The 16,916-nt window shown below is 43.6% G+C and carries 17 protein-coding genes and 1 pseudogene; 14 read left to right on the plus strand and 4 right to left on the minus strand.

Annotated features, from left to right (window positions below; translation table 11 throughout):
• Positions 1 to 84: 84 nt before the first annotated feature.
• The gene (locus HP570_RS00180) at positions 85 to 1,737 is read left to right on the plus strand and encodes an amidohydrolase (RefSeq protein ID WP_173624535.1); all 1,653 of its coding nucleotides are present in this window, start codon (positions 85 to 87) and stop codon (positions 1,735 to 1,737) included.
• Positions 1,738 to 1,774: 37 nt separating this feature from the next.
• Positions 1,775 to 2,431, plus strand: coding sequence for a DJ-1/PfpI family protein (locus tag HP570_RS00185; protein ID WP_173624536.1), 657 nt, complete (start codon positions 1,775 to 1,777; stop codon positions 2,429 to 2,431).
• Between the two features lie 129 nt (positions 2,432 to 2,560).
• Here the strand turns inward: HP570_RS00185 and HP570_RS00190 are convergent, their stop codons facing one another.
• Both HP570_RS00190 and HP570_RS00195 read right to left on the minus strand, forming a co-directional pair.
• On the minus strand, positions 2,561 to 3,667 hold the full coding sequence (locus HP570_RS00190) for a toxic anion resistance protein (RefSeq protein WP_173624537.1): 1,107 nt from the start codon (positions 3,665 to 3,667) through the stop codon (positions 2,561 to 2,563).
• Positions 3,668 to 3,693: 26 nt separating this feature from the next.
• Complete coding sequence (locus HP570_RS00195; protein WP_254494947.1) at positions 3,694 to 4,353, minus strand: TMEM165/GDT1 family protein; 660 nt, start codon at positions 4,351 to 4,353, stop codon at positions 3,694 to 3,696.
• A gap of 257 nt (positions 4,354 to 4,610) precedes the next feature.
• Here HP570_RS00195 and HP570_RS00200 point away from each other — a divergent pair, with 257 nt between their 5' ends.
• The 7 genes from HP570_RS00200 (at position 4,611) to HP570_RS00230 (ending at position 10,686) form a co-directional block, all read left to right on the plus strand.
• Positions 4,611 to 5,399, plus strand: coding sequence for a VWA domain-containing protein (locus HP570_RS00200; RefSeq protein ID WP_173624538.1), 789 nt, complete (start codon positions 4,611 to 4,613; stop codon positions 5,397 to 5,399).
• A gap of 260 nt (positions 5,400 to 5,659) precedes the next feature.
• Entirely contained in the window at positions 5,660 to 6,298 is a 639-nt protein-coding gene (locus HP570_RS00205) for a DJ-1/PfpI family protein (protein ID WP_173624539.1), read from the plus strand.
• Positions 6,299 to 6,312: 14 nt separating this feature from the next.
• On the plus strand, positions 6,313 to 7,281 hold the full coding sequence (locus HP570_RS00210; protein ID WP_173624540.1) for an ABC transporter substrate-binding protein: 969 nt from the start codon (positions 6,313 to 6,315) through the stop codon (positions 7,279 to 7,281).
• Positions 7,271 to 8,287 carry a FecCD family ABC transporter permease gene (locus HP570_RS00215; RefSeq protein ID WP_173624541.1) on the plus strand — a complete coding sequence of 339 codons (1,017 nt, stop codon included), beginning with the start codon at positions 7,271 to 7,273 and terminating at the stop codon, positions 8,285 to 8,287. Before HP570_RS00210 ends, HP570_RS00215 begins: the two co-directional genes overlap by 11 nt.
• Entirely contained in the window at positions 8,284 to 9,072 is a 789-nt protein-coding gene (locus HP570_RS00220) for an ABC transporter ATP-binding protein (RefSeq protein ID WP_173624542.1), read from the plus strand. Before HP570_RS00215 ends, HP570_RS00220 begins: the two co-directional genes overlap by 4 nt.
• 141 nt (positions 9,073 to 9,213) lie before the next feature.
• The gene (locus HP570_RS00225; RefSeq protein ID WP_173624543.1) at positions 9,214 to 10,038 is read left to right on the plus strand and encodes a sensor histidine kinase; all 825 of its coding nucleotides are present in this window, start codon (positions 9,214 to 9,216) and stop codon (positions 10,036 to 10,038) included.
• Complete coding sequence (locus HP570_RS00230; protein ID WP_015891291.1) at positions 10,039 to 10,686, plus strand: response regulator; 648 nt, start codon at positions 10,039 to 10,041, stop codon at positions 10,684 to 10,686.
• Positions 10,687 to 10,747: 61 nt separating this feature from the next.
• Here HP570_RS00230 and HP570_RS00235 read toward each other — a convergent pair whose 3' ends face one another.
• Positions 10,748 to 11,281, minus strand: coding sequence for a hypothetical protein (locus HP570_RS00235; protein WP_173624544.1), 534 nt, complete (start codon positions 11,279 to 11,281; stop codon positions 10,748 to 10,750).
• Between the two features lie 677 nt (positions 11,282 to 11,958).
• On the opposite strand from HP570_RS00235, the gene HP570_RS00240 reads away from it, so the two are divergent.
• Positions 11,959 to 12,678, plus strand: a complete 720-nt coding sequence (locus HP570_RS00240; protein ID WP_173624545.1) for an SDR family NAD(P)-dependent oxidoreductase — start codon at positions 11,959 to 11,961, stop codon at positions 12,676 to 12,678.
• A 197-nt stretch (positions 12,679 to 12,875) separates the two neighbouring features.
• Positions 12,876 to 13,625 carry an oxygen-insensitive NADPH nitroreductase gene (gene nfsA / locus HP570_RS00245; RefSeq protein WP_173624546.1) on the plus strand — a complete coding sequence of 250 codons (750 nt, stop codon included), beginning with the start codon at positions 12,876 to 12,878 and terminating at the stop codon, positions 13,623 to 13,625.
• 471 nt (positions 13,626 to 14,096) lie between these two features.
• On the opposite strand, the gene HP570_RS00250 is transcribed toward nfsA, so the two are convergent.
• Complete coding sequence (locus tag HP570_RS00250) at positions 14,097 to 14,669, minus strand: TetR/AcrR family transcriptional regulator (protein ID WP_173624547.1); 573 nt, start codon at positions 14,667 to 14,669, stop codon at positions 14,097 to 14,099.
• Between the two features lie 154 nt (positions 14,670 to 14,823).
• Here HP570_RS00250 and lpdA point away from each other — a divergent pair, with 154 nt between their 5' ends.
• The 3 genes and pseudogenes from lpdA to HP570_RS00265 form a co-directional block, all read left to right on the plus strand.
• Entirely contained in the window at positions 14,824 to 16,239 is a 1,416-nt protein-coding gene (gene lpdA / locus HP570_RS00255; protein WP_173624548.1) for a dihydrolipoyl dehydrogenase, read from the plus strand.
• A gap of 9 nt (positions 16,240 to 16,248) precedes the next feature.
• Positions 16,249 to 16,440, plus strand: a complete 192-nt coding sequence (locus tag HP570_RS00260; RefSeq protein ID WP_173624549.1) for a hypothetical protein — start codon at positions 16,249 to 16,251, stop codon at positions 16,438 to 16,440.
• Positions 16,441 to 16,611: 171 nt separating this feature from the next.
• Positions 16,612 to 16,821: pseudogene (locus tag HP570_RS00265) on the plus strand (TetR/AcrR family transcriptional regulator); the annotation flags it as partial.
• Between the last annotated feature and the right edge of the window lie 95 nt (positions 16,822 to 16,916).

Consider the following 16,916-nt stretch of genomic DNA (forward strand, 5'->3'; position numbering starts at 1 on the left):
AGCACCCTTATGGATGGGGAAGGGGGGCGGCTAGCTATCTGATTGTCTGCGATTCTACTTTCTTGCGAAGGGGTTGTTCATTTGGTGGCACCGGATACGGTTTATTTGAATGGACAGATTTATTGTATAGTTCCGCGCTATCGCTACGTTGAGGCAGTAGCGGTGAAAGCGGGAAAGTTCGTTGCAGTGGGGAGTAACGACGAAATCAAGTCGCTGATCTCTCAAACAACCGAAGTAGTTGATTTGAAAGGAAAGACAGTCTTACCTGGCTTGCATGATATGCACATACATGCGTATTTGGGGTCTTATTCCGCGGTAAATGAATGCCACCTTCCTTGCGAATCTCATAAGTCAGTAACAGACATCTTGGAGTGCGTCCGACAATATGCCAAAAATAATCCGAGCAAGCCATGGATTGTAGGGGTGGACTGGCAGCCCGAGATTATGCCGTACATAAACAAAAGCCAGTTAGACGCTATTGATTCTTCACGTCCTATCATTCTATACGACTTCTCCCATCATAATGCTTGGGTGAATAGTAAGGCATTAGAGATTGCAGGAATTGACGCCCATACCTTTGACCCAGAGGGCGGTCACATCCATCGCGATGAAAGTGGAGAGCCAACAGGAGTCTTGATCGAGCTGCCTGCGATACAGCTTGTCGCCAAACATATTCCCAAAGGCGGTGAGCAAGAACATTTTGAAGCAGTGAAGTGGATCGTGAACCAGCTTAATTCCCATGGGATTACGGGCATAAAAGAACCGATGACGGATCGGGAAATCTTGAAGACCTATAAGCGGCTGGATGATGAAAACGGACTTCATTTGCGGGTAGTTACCAACCTTATGTACAAGGTACCATTAGAGATCAGCCTGGAAGAGCAGCTTGCGTTGATCGAAGACCGCAAGAAGTACGGTTCCTCCCGCATTTTCACGGATTTTGCGAAAATGTTTATAGATGGAGTCCCTGCATTCAAGACTGCGGCGTTTATGCAGCCATATCTCGGAGACGAAGATGCCAACGACAACATTTTGGTTGATGCCGAACAGCTTAAAAAGGATCTCGCTTATTTAGACAGCATGGGTATCACAGTCAAAATGCACGCCGTCGGAGACGCAGCGATTCGGGTCGGACTGAATGCCATTGAGGCTGCTCGAGCGGTAAACGGGTTCTCTGGATTGAAGCATGAGATTGCCCATACGACCTTTATTCATCCCGAAGATATTCATCGTTTCTGCGCACTAGATGCCGTGGCAGAGTTTTCACCGATGATGTGGTTCCCTTCCGATTTTCATACCCAGGATAAAGTGGTGATTGGGCCCGAGCGCGCAGATGGCAAGTATTTGATTCGCAGTGTGGTAGATACTGGCGCTTTGGCTGTATATGGAACGGACTGGCCTGTCGTGCCTTCGTTTAATCCGTGGCCAAGCCTCGAAGCGATGGTTACCCGTCAAAACCCGTATATCGATTATCCAGGGACAGTTAATGCCAGCGAGGCCCTCGACGTCGTTCAAGCTATCGAATTGTTTACGATCAATGGCGCACGGTCGATGTATCTGGATAACATAACCGGGTCAATCCAGGTCGGGAAATCAGCCGACATGATTGTTCTCGACCGCAACCCGTTATCGATACCGCCAACCGACATTCGAAACACAAAAGTCCTGTGTACGATTTTGGAGGGTAAAACCGTTTATGAGATTGGGGCCGATTCTTTAAGCGTTCAACTAATTTAACTACAACTTAGAACCAGAACCAAAGGAGAATGACACTATGGAAGTCGCTATTTTGTTGTATAACGGTGTGACAGCATTAGATGCAATTGGTCCTTATGAAGCGTTCGCTGGAAGTATGAAATGCAAAATCAAATTTGTCGCGAAAGAAAAAGGATTGATTCAACTCGATTCAAAGATGGGCTACCTGCATGCAGAATACTGTTATGCAGAAGTCCCTTCTGCGGATGTTTTAATCGTTCCTGGTGGTATAGGTTGTAAGGAGCTAATGAATGACGAAGAGACGCTGAACTGGATTCGCCAGTTACATAAGACGTCGAAATGGACGACTTCGGTTTGTTCAGGCTCAATGGTTCTCGGTGCTGCAGGTCTGCTGGAAGGAGTACCGGCAACGAGCCACTGGTTTGTATGCGAATCTCTTCGCGCTCTCGGTGCGATTCCACAGGAGGAGCGGGTGGTGCACCATGGGAAGATTGTCACTGCAGCGGGCGTGTCTTCCGGCATTGACATGGCGCTCCAAGTTGTAGCTTGGGAGTTTGGAGCAGAGATAGCACAGGCAACGCAGTTGACGCTTGAGTACGATCCGAAGCCCCCTTTTGATGCGGGATCAGTTAAGACGGCACCGGCAGCGATTGTACAATACACGAAAAAAGTTTACAAGGAACTAATGGGCAGTGAAAACTTCTTTGTAGAATAATGTTCAGTGAAAAAGCTTCATTAGGTGTCGGAAAGCTCCTTGAAGCGTCATCTCAAGGGGAGCGATAGGTCGCCAAGGGAAAGAAAAGAGGAAACCAAGGAATGATCACTTGGTTCCCTCTTTTTTTATTTACTGTAGAAGTGAGGTTTGCTGATTGGCTGGTGCAGAAAGTTGATTTGGATCTGCCATACCGAGTTTTACTCTCATGTCTGCGTTGAGCTTATCCATCTCTTGGATGAAGTTTTTGCTAGAATCGATAATTCTTCGATTTGAATCTTCGGTAATTTGGATTGCGCTATACACATCATTAAATGCCTGCTGCAGTTTATTGATTGCGATACTTGGTTGCTCCAGCATCGAGGTGATTTCTTGTGTATTCTGTTTTAAGCTTTGGGCATTGGCTACCAGCATATCCTCAATGGCCTGATTGGTATTTTGTACAGCTTCGATTACCTTCTTCTGATTATTCAAGGCCAACTGAATGGCAGCGGACACTGTGACAACGTTTTGCGTCATCGTAATCGCGTTAAAGACAGCTTCATCCAACTTTTCGTTATTGTCCGCAATAACATCAACAGAAGCGATAGATTGTTGTAAAATGTTGATCATTTGACTCATATTTTTTACTCTTGTTACGACTTTGACCATTGCTTTTTCGAATTCGGGTTTGCGAAGTTGATTTTCAGGCTTATTGCTTTCAACTTCAAGCATCTCAAGCAACTTGTTACCGAAGTAAATCCGTTTCTCTAATTCATAAATATTTTCACCGGATTTTTTCTTAATGTATTTCAAGTTAATGACATCTTCTTTTAACTTGTCACTGCCATTAAGCAAGGAGGCAATGATGTTATCAATTTGCGTACGAACGGATTCATATTTTCGAATATATTGGGAAATTGGGTTTTTCCCTAAGATTCTGTTGAAGAGATTGCTGATCCCACCGCTTTGAAAGATTTTATTCGGATTCAATTCTTCTGTGCAAGAACGAAGCTTTAAGAGTGTATTCGGAATCTCATTGTTTTTCCCTTCCATCAGATCTTTCACAGGTCGTTTTAGAATTTCGAGAGATTCAGCGGCATTTCGTTGGGTGCTTTCGCCCAAATTACCCAGCTGCTCCAAAATTGAATCCATCTGGCTTTGATTATCCGTTTGCAGCTGGCGCACCACATTTTCTGCTTCAGATTGGATCTTGATGATGTCTTCTTGTTTAACTAATTGGATAGCCTGTGTCGTCATTGATCTAACACGCTCCTTAAAGGTGATTAGTAAATTTCTTTGGCATTATATTTTTCGGTGATAAGAGTAAGCTTTCTCTCCAACTCATAGATGTCGTGTTGTTCAATGGATGTAGAGATCACTTTCAGCTTTAGGTTGATGTCACGGAGACCGTCTAATAATTTTCGTCTATTCTTCAGCTTGTTTTCAACACTCAGCCTCAAGAAGGGGTTGATGACACTATTCAAGTCTTTCATGACGAGCATTTTAATATCATGCTTTGTTTGCGCACTACCGAGCGTTTCTATGTAGGGGAGGAGAGTATCGATCTTAGAACAAAGGTTTATTGTCTTTTCGGATATTTCATCATCGAGGTTGCGCTTTTCATTTTCGTTAATCACAATTTCCTTAATAACTTGTAGATATTCTCGTATTTCTGATGAATAGGTAGATTCCAGTTCCTTTTTCGTTTGTTCACTCCCCGTTTCAGTAGAAGTAATTCTCTGGTCCGGTTCTGGTACCGTAATCCCACTGAATCGCTGCTCTTTCTTTTCACCTAAGACAAACCCTATGGCTGCTGCTAGCAACGGTATGGCTAACATGATAAAAGTCGGAAGTATTATGGATGCAAGCAAAGCTAAGAAGTATCCCGTTATAGCACCAAGGAATGCATATCTTTTTCTGTATCTAACTCTTTTTTTCATCATTTATCCTCTCTTTCTTACTTGTTTGTCGGAAACCTTGTACCCCATATATAACATGACAAAAAAATATGTAAAGATGTCTATTTCGACTTTCGACAAAAAATTCTCAGATAAGAGAGCCGTTAATAGGGGAGGAACAATGGGTTGGGTTCCCTATATATACTTGATTTTAGCATTTTATGGTACAATTTGTTTAATAGATTCTACATATTTCTATGGACTAACCAAAAGTGTGTACATAATTAAAGGAAGTGATCTTGGTGTCTATTGATTTGAAAAAGAAAGCAGAAGAGAACTTTATTAGTCTGAAGAAAAAGGCTGATGAAGCCATTTCTAAAGTCGGTTTGAATGGTCAAACAGCTCGGGTCGCACTAGCTATTGATATTTCTGGTTCGATGCATACTCTATACAAAAATGGAGTAGTCCAACGAGCTGTTGAGCGTTTGCTTGCGCTTGGTGTGAAGTTTGATGATAATCGCTCGATTGACATCTTTCTGTTTGGCAAAAATGATTACGAAGTAGGAGAACTGTCTGAAAGGGATTTCTTCAACTACGTAAATGATCACATTGTCAAGAAATATCAACTTGAGGGTTATACAAATTACGCGGGGGTAATGAAACGCATTACGAAAAAGTATTACCCACAAGCTTTTGAGGGTTCCTCTACAGGTGGAGGGTTCTTCGGAAAGCTATTTGGTGGGCAAAAGTTTTCAATTGACCAGAATGCGTATAAAGCGCATTACCAGAATAGTGAACCAGTATACGTTTACTTTCTTACAGATGGGGATAATGGCGATAAGGATGAAACGGAATTAGTAACTCGGGAAGCATCTAAATTGGGCATTTTTTGGCAATTCGTTGGGATCGGAAATGAAAAATTTCAATTTTTGAATAAGCTCGATAACCTTCAGGGACGATTTATCGATAACGCAAACTTTTTTACTTGCACCGATCTTGATCGGATCTCAGACGAGGAGTTGTTCAAACGTTCTCTTGCCGAGTTCCCATCGTATCTCACGAAAGCTCGTTCCAAGGGCTTAATTAAATAGGAACAAATCGAAACCAGCTCAAATTTAAATTTGGCTGGTTTTTTTGTTCATGCACGCCCCGTTACTGAGAGTTATATGCCCCCTGGAATCGATCATCAAAACTTCACATAATAGCCACATCAATAGCTCTTGTGAGTCATTCTACCTTCCTTGGCCGCTCTATATAATTTGGGCATAGAAAATTGTTCTTACTTACATTTGCAGATGATGGATTGCCGCAAATCCATGCTAAAGCATGAACGATGATAGGAGGAGTATTTATGCAACCTTGGAAGATCGGTATCTTATTGTTTGACGACGTAGAAGTGCTTGACTTTGCGGGTCCGTTTGAAGTGTTTTCCGTGACGGCGCTGAATCGCGGTCAAACGAATGAATGTAAGCCTTTCCAAGTAACCACGATTTCGGAATCAGGTCATTTTATCACAGCGAGAAACGGTTTAAAGGTGATTCCCGACTATAGCATACATACCGCTCCTGCGTATGATTTGCTAGTTATTCCGGGAGGGGCAGGAACCAGGCGTGAGATCCACAACAAAGTATTGCTCGATTGGATCCGTAAGCACTCTCAAGAGGTTCAATGGATGACATCCGTTTGTACAGGTGCTTTGCTACTGGCCGAGGCCGGATTGCTCGATGGTAAACGTGCGACAACGCATTGGGCAAGCCTGGATAGCATGAGAAGCGAATACCCCAAAGTAACTGTCGTCGAAGGTGTCAAATTTGTTGATGAGGATCGGATCGTCACTTCCGGAGGCATTTCTGCGGGCATCCATATGGCCTTTCATATGGTAAGTCGATTGCTCGGAACGAAAGTAGCAGCAGATACGGCAAAATTCATGGAATACGATATTCGCTTTGACGAGCATGGAGCTATTCCTTCCATCCAAAAAGCTGAATGAAGGTAGGAATGCAAATGAAAATCAGGATTACGTGTGCGCTGCTGAGTCTTATATTGTTGCTCGCTGTGATCGGTTGTAGTTCCTATTCGAACCATGACGGTCATCCAGACAACACGTCGTCTTCCAACCCGCAGCCTTTTTTCACCTTTACTGACGATACAGGACAAGAGGTTGTTTTAGTGAAAAAACCAGAACGCGTGGTCATTCTGAATACAGAGGTGCTTGGTCTATTCTACCAGCTTGGGGGTGCAGCGATCGCACGAGCCAAAGCATCGGGAACGCCCGTACCAGATGCGGCTAAAGCGGTGGAGGATATCGGGGAAATTAACCAGGTTAGCTTGGAAAAAGTCACAAGCTTGAAGCCAGATCTTGTAATTGGGCATCCTCGTTTTCATGCGAATTTGAAAGACGCTCTGGTTACCAGTCAAATACCGCTCGCTTTAGTGAATATCAATAGCTATGACGATATTCAACGAACCGGAAAGCTGTTCGGACAAATCATCGGAAAAGAAGCAGAATCGGAAAAAGCATGGAAAGAAACGGAAAACCATATCCAGACGATTATTACCAAAGTGCCAAATAGGTCGCTAAAATTTGCTTTCATTACAATCGCATCTAATGGGATATCCATTCAAAAAAATGGCAACCTTGCACTCGATATAGCGAATAAATTGAACTTGAAAAATGCGGCTGAAGATATGCAGTCTGGTCAAATGCCAAGTTCCGTGCCCTACAGCATCGAGAAATTAATTGAGGCTGATCCGGATTACCTTTTCATGGTTGTATATGGAACGGAGGAATACGGGCGCCAAAAGCTCAAAGATGAATTGGAAAGCAACCCTGCATGGGCATCGCTTCGGGCTGTAAAAGAGAAGAGAATGATATTTTTACCATCCGATTTTGTGAATTCGCCAGGTTTGAAAATCGATCAGACATTTGAATATCTCGCCAAGCTGGTATATCCCGATACCTATGAAAAATAAATCGACATCGGGGTTTCGGAAAACCACATCCTGGCGAATTGGCGTCCTCTTGATTTTAATCCTATTGGCTGCGGCGGGGGTAATTTTCAGCCTTGTCAGTGGAGCAGTAAAAGTAAGCCTCATGGGAATTATTCATGTATTTACAGGAAGCGAGCAAGGCTCGATACGGGAGATCATCTGGAACGTCCGATTACCAAGAACTCTGCTTGCTGGTCTGATTGGGATCAATCTTTCACTCGCGGGTGCTTTGCTGCAGGGAGTCATGCGAAATTCGATGGCGGACCCGCACATTATTGGTGTATCATCGGGAGCGGGATTTTTCGGTATTGCCATGCTTGTCATGTTTCCGGCTTATGCATACCTGATGACGCCTGCCGCTTTCCTGGGAGCGCTTGGGGCGGCACTGTTCATTTATACACTTGCCTGGAAAAACGGGGCGAGTCCCGGGCGGATTATATTGGCCGGGGTGGCCGTTTCTGCTTTTTTTAGTTCGGGTACTTCAGGTCTGCTTGTATTTTATAGTGAGCAGGTGAATGGAGCATTGCTATTTCTTGTGGGCGGACTTTCGGCGAAAAGCTGGCCTCATTTACAGATCCTGCTTCCTTATTCCATAATCGGTACCCTTTTCGCACTAATGACCACTCAGAGAATGAACATCTTAATGCTTGGAGATTCGGATGCGAAAGGGCTGGGTTTGCATGTCGAGCGTACGAGACTACTCGTGACAGCCATCGCGGCGCTCCTGGCTGCCAGCGCGGTCAGCGTTGTTGGTTTGCTTGCTTTCGTCGGTATGATTGTTCCTCATACTGCAAGGTTGCTGATCGGAAACGACTATCGAATCTTGCTTCCTGTCACAGCATTGCTTGGTATAGCTGTACTGACCATATTCGACACGCTTGCTCGAATTATTTTTGCTCCGGTTGAGCTGCCTGTAGGGATTATGATGGGTGCTGTCGGCGCTCCCTTTTTTCTGTATTTGCTTAGAAAAAGGGGGATGCAAGAATGATTCGTGGAGAGCATCTGGTTGTCAAATATCGCGGAAATACGGCCATGAACCATGTAAATATTCGCTTTGAATCAGGACTCATTCACAGTATCTTGGGTCCGAACGGTTGTGGGAAAAGCACGTTATTAAAAGTGCTCTCCCGCCAGCTGCAGGAAGAAAGCGGCGTAGTCTATGTTGATGGAAAAGAGGCGAAGGAGTGGGGGTTGAAGCCGTTCGCTCGTCATCTGGCCATGCTTGCACAATCGCAGGAACGATTGTCAGATATCAGCGTGTATGACTTGGTCTCGTACGGACGTTTTCCTCATAAAGGGTTTATGCAGCGACTTGACGACGATGACAGGGCGATCGTGGAATGCGCGCTCAAGCTAACAGGCATGGAAGCATTCGCGGAAAGAAGCGTACTCGAACTGTCGGGCGGGGAACGCCAACGAGCTCGAATCGCAATGGCAGTAGCCCAGCAGCCAAAAGTATTGATGCTAGATGAACCAACAACTTATCTGGACATCTGTCATCAACTCGAAATCATGGAACTTGTCCTGCATTTAAACCGCGTTCAAAACATGACAGTTATTATGGTACTGCACGATTTGAATCATGCCGCAGCATACTCCGATCGAATTACTGTCATGAAACAAGGCACCGTCTATGCTCACGGAAAGCCAAGTGAAGTAATCTGCGCTGAGATGCTCAGAGATGTATTTGAGGTAGAAGCATGCGTAGAGCTGGAAGAAGGGAGCGGTCATCCGATTATCAAATCGATGCGGCTTTTGCCGGTAAAGCGCTGAATAAAGGAGGAAAGAAAATGATCCATGACGCCTCATTCTTTCTTCTATAAGCACGTAAACAGACCCGTTACGATTTTTCAATGTGCCGGGTCTCTTGTTATTTCTCTAAGGACACGTCATATCAGAGAGGGGATTTTTAGGTTGACTTATAAACAAATGAAATGGTTGATTTTGACGATTCCTACATTAACGATTGGCACATGGGAGTATGTAAGACATGAGTTTCTGCTCCCCTATATTTCCATGGAGCTTGGCAATTGGCTTGCTCCTGTCATTGTGCTAGTGGTAAGCCTGTTGTTTCTGACACAATTGTTCGCGATGATCGAGCATAATCATGAGGAATTGAATCGTTCAAAGGCTGTACAGGCGATTTTGGAGGAACGCGAGCAAATTGCTCGGGAGTTGCACGATGGTATCGCCCAATCATTATTCTTCTTAAATGCCCAGGTATCACGGATTGAGCGCATGAAGCAGGTAGACGAATTGCTTATAGACAAATTCAAAAAGAGCGTTCATCACACGAACGATTACGTAAGGCAAGCCATCGCAAATCTACGGTATGCGCCAGATGTAAACAGAATACCGTGGCTGCAAGGAGTGGAGAGCTTGATTGACGAGCTGCGCCGTGAAACCAATATGCAATTTGAAACAGAATGGGAAATTCCAGAATCTCTCCTCTCAACTAAAGATAAAGTGGAGTTATTAGCCATTGTTCGAGAGGCATTACTCAATATACATAAGCATGCGAATGCTACCTGTGTACGTGTACACGCGTTGGCAAACAAAAATGGATGGATTTGTCAGATCATAGATGATGGAAAAGGATTTGATCTGGAGAAGGAGATGGGAGGAAGCAGCTATGGACTTAAGATGATGCGGGATCGCGCTAACAATATGTCCTGGAACCTAAACTACGAACGAAAAGATGGAGAAACGATGGTCACGATTGTAAAGGAGGCAATGTAAATGTCAACATTTCGAGTAATGATCATAGATGACAATGAAATGGCCAGAGAAGGAATACGTATGATTCTGGAAAGCGACCCGATCTTTGAAGTGGTAGCGGAGGGGAGCAGCGGCGAAGAGGCGATCATTCTTAGCGAACGGTGGATGCCTGATTTGATCCTAATGGATATTCAAATGCCGGGAATGGGCGGGCTGGCGGCTACTAAATGCCTGAAGGAAAAACTTCCTTATGTCAAAGTGGTCATGGTAACCGTCTCGGACGATATTGTGCACCTGTTCGATGCACTTAAAAAGGGCGCACAAGGCTATTTATTAAAAAATATGAAACCGGAAGCATGGCACGAATATTTGAGAGCAATTGCTGTCGATGAGACACCCATGACGCGGGAGCTCGCTTTTCGCATCTTGAAAGAGTTCGCGCCAATAGGCTCCGATGTAGCTCAGCCCAGCAAGTTAACCAGCAGAGAGCGTGAAATACTAGGTCTGGTCGCCAAGGGCCTGAGTAATAGAGATATCTCAAGCAAGCTGGTCATTTCCGAGCATACCGTAAAAAACCATTTGAAAAATATTCTCCAAAAGCTACATTTGGAAAATAGAGTTCAACTTGCACGTTATGCCTTTGAGCAAAGCTGGATGAGTAGGATGTAGAACTGAGCACTTCTAAAATCATGTTTTACCTTCGGATTCGGGCAACGGATATATTATTTTCTTATTTGGGGAATGCCTGAATAACAGTTTCTAGATCTTTCTTATAAGAATCAACCTTTTGCTTATCTTTACTGAAAAGCCGATCATCATTTATTCTCTCCATAAGTTGACTTAGTCTCTTGAGTTCATCTTGTTTACCTTGGATCTCCTTGATGTTATTCTCATTTACTAATGACTGAATTTTTTTAAGATATTCTTTTTTATTCTGGTACAAGATTACGATTTCGGATTGTAATTGTTCATCGGCTATAATCTGTTTTGTTTCTCCATTGGTAAAAATAATGGATGGTAGGAAAAGGGGGTTCGGAATCAAATAGCTATCAATCATTCCTGAAAGATAAGCTAACCTCTCTTTGTCTTTTACATTGGAGAGTTCTTTCGTAATAAGTTCAAACTGAAAGATCGAGGAGGAGTGTTGATGTTTGAATACATCGGTCAAAGTAATTGCGAATTGATTCTGCGTAGGCTCCGATGATGTTGTGCTGCATGAAGCCAAAATGAGGGATAAACCGAATATTATGGAAAATCTCTTCATAAGGTGTTTTCTTCCTTTCTTAAGTTAAAAAAAGCACTCGGATTACCGAATGTAATGCACCATCAGCCCAGACTTGCCAAGTTTTCTCTGTCGTGGTTGGAGTAAGTGTAAACGATGCACCACCAGTATTACCCAATTTTTCCCAAGCGAAATTAGCCTGGAAATTACCGCTCTATGATACAGTATCATAGGTATGAACATATTTAGAACCATACTCTAACGTTGAGTTGGTCTTTTTAGTTACATAGACAGCTACAAATGAACCAAAGCCCAATTTATAATCGTGGGCATTAAATATGTACACTCCTTCTAAACGTTTACTTCCATCTCTTGCTGTTGTATAACTTGTATTTCCAACGTTAGAGGAGTTTTTTCTATGTTTCAAATTCTACTCTAATTGGTTTTGATTTTTCTTTCAGTTCTTTATCATCCCGCTTGTTAGCCATTACCAAATTGTGAATAAATGAGTCAAACTCTTTGTCTGAAAGCTTAGCGATAGCTGACTCCAAAGATTTTTGTTCCGATTTTACTGGTGCCGTTAAACTAACGGGCAGGATAACGAAAATCCTCCCAAAATCGGTAGCATGAACCTATCTTTGTAAATAACTAAACATAATTATTTACAAAGTAGAAAAATGCAATTAAAATAATGGAAAAAAACCGCATGGGAGGAAAATATGAAAAACTTTATTGTCTTCGGAGCGAGTAAAGGATTAGGTGAGGCATTCGTCAAAGAATTGCCTGATACGGGTGATAACGTATGGATGGTTTCCAGAAGTCGTCCAGAGAGTTTGAAGCTTAACGATGGTGTCCATAGATATTGGATAGAAGCTGACCTATCGTTATCCGATGTAAGCAATAGGATTGCGAAGACAATAAATGGCGTTACTATAGACGTATTAATATATAATGTTGGGATCTGGGAGAGCAAAGGATTTAGGGATGGATATGATTTTGAGAAAGATGATCCGGACGAAATTGCTAAAATTATTCATGTAAATATAACATCCGCAATTACTTGCATCCAAAAGCTGTTACCGAATCTAAAAAAATCAGATAACGCAAAAATCATCTTAATCGGATCTACGGCAGGTCTTGAAAATAATGAATTTACACAAGTTTCATTTGTAGCTTCAAAATTCGGATTGCGTGGTATTTGCAATTCTTTACGGGAACATGTAAAGAAGTATGGAATAGGTGTAACATGTATAAATCCAGGTGAAATTGCTACCCAAATTCCTTATGAAGACGGAATAGAGAAAGTATTATCGGCTTATAATGGCACACAGATTCCCCTTCAAGATATCGTTTCGTTGGTTAAATGCGTCATGAACCTTTCCAAGGCCTCTTGTGTGAAAGAAATAAATATACCAGCGATGCTTGATACAAATGCATGATTGTGCTAACCGGTTCGATAGTTCAACATTCCAAACACAAAGGTAGTCGGTTTTTAAAAGCAGCTGGTTATACCAAATGCCTTTTTACGAATTTGACGGACGTAACTTACAGTTTTCACTATACCTGTTCATTGACAGAAGATCAGGAGGTATTTAGACTTGGTACCATTATCGATTATTAAAAAGAGGGATGCCAAATGAATGAAACGATCAAGACGTTGTTACACCATCGCTCGATCCGAAAGTTCGAAGATCGCCCGCTCACTGACCAACAAATCCGTACGATTATAGATTGTGCACAGGCTGCCTCTACATCGAGCTATATTCAGGCCTATTCAATCATTGGCGTGAAAGAGAAAGAAAAGAAGAGAAGACTTGCTGAACTGGCAGGGAATCAGCCATATGTGGAAACAAACGGACACCTCTTCATTTTTTGCGCAGATTTGTATCGCCATGAGCTCCTAGCAGAAATGGAAGGAGCAGATATTACAGCTTCTCTTGAAAGTGCAGAGAAATATATGGTGGCTGTAATCGATGCGGCACTGGCAGCCCAAAATGCTGCAATTGCATCCGAGTCAATGGGACTTGGTATTTGTTATATTGGGGGCTTGCGTAATAATGTGGAAGAAGTGGCACAGGTGGTTTCGATCCCCAAGCGGGTCATTCCGCTGTTCGCTATGACTGTTGGTTATCCCTTGCATGAATCAAGTAAGAAACCGCGGCTCCCCTTTGAACATGTCTATCATGAAGAGGGATACAATGAAGATAAAAATGAGCTACAGGCACAACTGTTAGAATACAACAAAACGATTCAAGAGTACTACTTGCAGCGGACTGGCGGAGAGAGAAGCGATACTTGGACAGGCCAAATGGCAGCAATGCTGTCCAAACCTACTAGAATGTTTATGAAGGAATTTGTGGAGAAACAAGGATTTCATAGACGTTAACAGAGAAACGCTGCCGTTGAAGCAGCGTTTTTTCTTGGCTAACTTCCTGGGCCCGGTCAACATTATCACGTTCTGATGGCAGGGCTTACTCATCATCCGTTATTAATACGCAAGCTTATTAATTTTGGATACGAATCAGATCTTAGAGAGGATTCATTCAATAATATAAACTTACTTTCACAAATCCCCGCTTCTGTAACAGATGTTGAAGTGTATAAACTATTGCAGCTAGTTGATCGATCTAATTCGCTGTATAGTACTTTTGTTAACATGTGGGCGTCAGACAGTTCCTCTTTCTTTTTGTATTTGAGTAGTTATGCCGGCTATTGAGTATTAGAGAACACAAGTTATTTTCTAGGTTAACTTTGAGTCCGGAAATACACGACCACAATATTTGTAGTAGAGGAAATCGGATAGACATCCCTTTTACTTGCTTGGTGAATGATCCAAAAGCAGCCGTGTCGGCTATTTTTATTGATTGGTCTTTATTATCCCTTTAGCCTGCTGTTTGCCCGTTTCCAGGAGGCTGTCGCTAAGCTTAGAATCATTAACCGACCGAGCTAGCACAAGCGTTCCAACCATCATGCTAAGAACTGCACTCCCAGTGGAATTATTGATTTGTGCCAGAGTGGAAATAAAATCAATCATCCGTTGCAGTTCGCGGGTGAAGACTTGACGCACCTCATCGGATGATCTGGATATCTCACTGGAAAGAGCGGGGAGAATGCAACCCATCTCAGTTTGATCACGATGATACGTGCTTAAATAATAATCGATAACCGTATCGATCTTAGATTTTCCCTCCTCCTTCTCAGCTGCTTTCTGCAAAAGTGATATCGTATCGCTTATGGCATATTGGCACGTTTCCGAGACTAGTTGTTCTTTATTGTCAAAGTGTGAATAGAATCCCCCATGGGTCAGACCGACTCCTTTCATAATGAACGGAACGCTGATGTCGCGTATTCCATTTGTACGAAACGCTTTGGCGGCACTTTCGATGATACGGCCTCGAACTTTGATCTTATGGCCTTCAGGATAGGGCATTGCAGTCACCTCTTCACATTTAAATTCATATTTAAAAATATTATAGTCGTCATAATTTAACACGTCAATTTCTAGGGAACTATTGACCGCTCCAAAATATGATGATAATAATATATTACGATCATAATATTTTATTTAGGGAGGCGCAAGGGAGATGAGCGAGCTTAAACAGATAGATACTTTGGTCATTGGCTCAGGTCCGGGTGGTTATGCGGCTGCGGTGCGTTCGGCGCAGCTTGGAATGACGACGGTCGTTGTCGAACGCGGTCAAATTGGCGGAGTGTGCACGAATATAGGCTGTATTCCTTCCAAATCGTTGATAGCGGAAGCACACCGCTACAATTTGCACAGTCAATGGAATCATGCGGTCGCCTCGGTATCCTTTGAGGAGGCTCAAGCGTTCAAACAAGCGGTCGTAAACAAACAGTCCGGTGGAGTGCATTACTTGTTAAGAAGTGCTGGAGTAACGATTCTCGAGGGGGAGGCAAGCTTTATTGACCAGCATACAGTTGTGATGAAAGGACCGGAAACGGAACAATTGATTTCATTTAAATACGCAATATTGGCAACGGGTTCTCGTCCGATAGAGTTGCAGGCTTTGCCATTCGGCGATCGTATTTTGTCTTCCACAGAAGCGCTGTCGCTTTCTCAACTTCCTGCCAGTCTGGTCGTTATAGGCGGGGGATATATTGGCGTGGAGCTGGGACAAATGTTTGCCAAATTCGGCACCAAGGTGACGATTCTCGAGGGAGGAGAACAAGTGCTGCCCGGGTTTGAGGCGGACCTTACAGCTCTTGTAGGAAGGCAATTGAACACAGACGGCGTAACCATCATTACGGGGGCGAAAGCCGTTAAAGCTGAACAGGATACGGAAGGGCTTACCCTCCACTATTTAAAAAAAGATGAAGAGCATCTTGTTCGCGCTGAATATGCGTTAGTGACTGTCGGAAGAAAACCGAATACGGACGGGAGCTTGGGGCTGGACCGTATCGGATTGCCGACAACGAGCAGAGGATTGATAGAAACAGACGAACAATGCAGAACGGCGATTCCGCATATTTTCGCAATAGGCGATATTGCAAACGGACCTGCACTTGCCCATAAGGCTTCTTATGAAGCCAAGGTTGCGGCGGAAGCCATTGCGGGCGAGCATTCTGCAGTCGATTACAAAGCGATTCCGCTTGTCGTTTTTTCCGAGCCGGAGTTGGCGAGCGTCGGGTTAACTGAAACGGAGTGCAAGGCAAAAGCGATTCCGGTTGTCGTTGGGAAATCTTCATTTTCGATAAACGGCAGAGCGTTGGCGCTGAAAGCGGCAGTAGGGTTTGTCAAAGTGGTCGCCGATCCGGTGTCAGGCATCGTCATGGGCGCGCAAATCGTTGGGGCAGAGGCGTCAACTCTCATTTCAGAGCTTGCATTGGCGATTGAGATGGGAGCAACCGTGGAGGATTTGGCGATGACTATCCATCCCCATCCCACCATGGGAGAAGTGATCATGGAGGCTGCCGGCAACGCAGCAAAAAAAACACAAGAAAATAAACAAATACAGTCTAGGGACAATCAAGATAGGTAGAACGGGACAATGAAGCTTAAAATAGGTTTATATTTTGGTATCGCAATCTTACTTGTTGCAGGAGGCCTGCTTCTTACCGTAAAAGGGAACGATGCCGTCAGCCAGGCGGAGTACAGAAAACAAGCAGTACTTGAAGCGGAGCAGAAAACGGTCTTTTACGACAAGGGTCTGAGGTCAGTTCTCCATATGTACGTTGCTTAAACCATCGGCCACTTTGGTTATTGGATCAGGTCCCGAAGGCTATGTGGCGGCGTTGCATCCAGCCACATCCTCTCCACTTTCAGCTATTTCCGTCATTTTCTGTTCCTATTTGACGGCTAAAATATGATGATTATAATATTTTAGGGCACATGTTTTACGGGAGTGATAGGCATGTCTTATACCCAAACACACAAAATGAAAGTTCGTGAAAAAATCGTGGGAAGTGCTGCAGATGCATTCCGCAAGAAAGGCATTAAAGAGGTGAGCGTGCCGCAAATTATGAAGGGTGCAGGCTTAACGCATCGCGGATTTTACGCTCACTTTGCGAATAAAGATCAGCTTGTCGCCGAAACGTGCAGGAAAGCGATAAATGATTCACTTATGTCGAAATGCGGTTTACCAAAGATGGTATAAAGCGATTGACGGATTTGGAAAACCGACACAAAGATTTCTTCTTGGCAAAGTGAGAACAGTAT

Origin of the sequence: Brevibacillus sp. RS1.1 (genome assembly GCF_013284365.1) — a bacterium.
Classification (GTDB): domain Bacteria; phylum Bacillota; class Bacilli; order Brevibacillales; family Brevibacillaceae; genus Brevibacillus; species Brevibacillus brevis_D.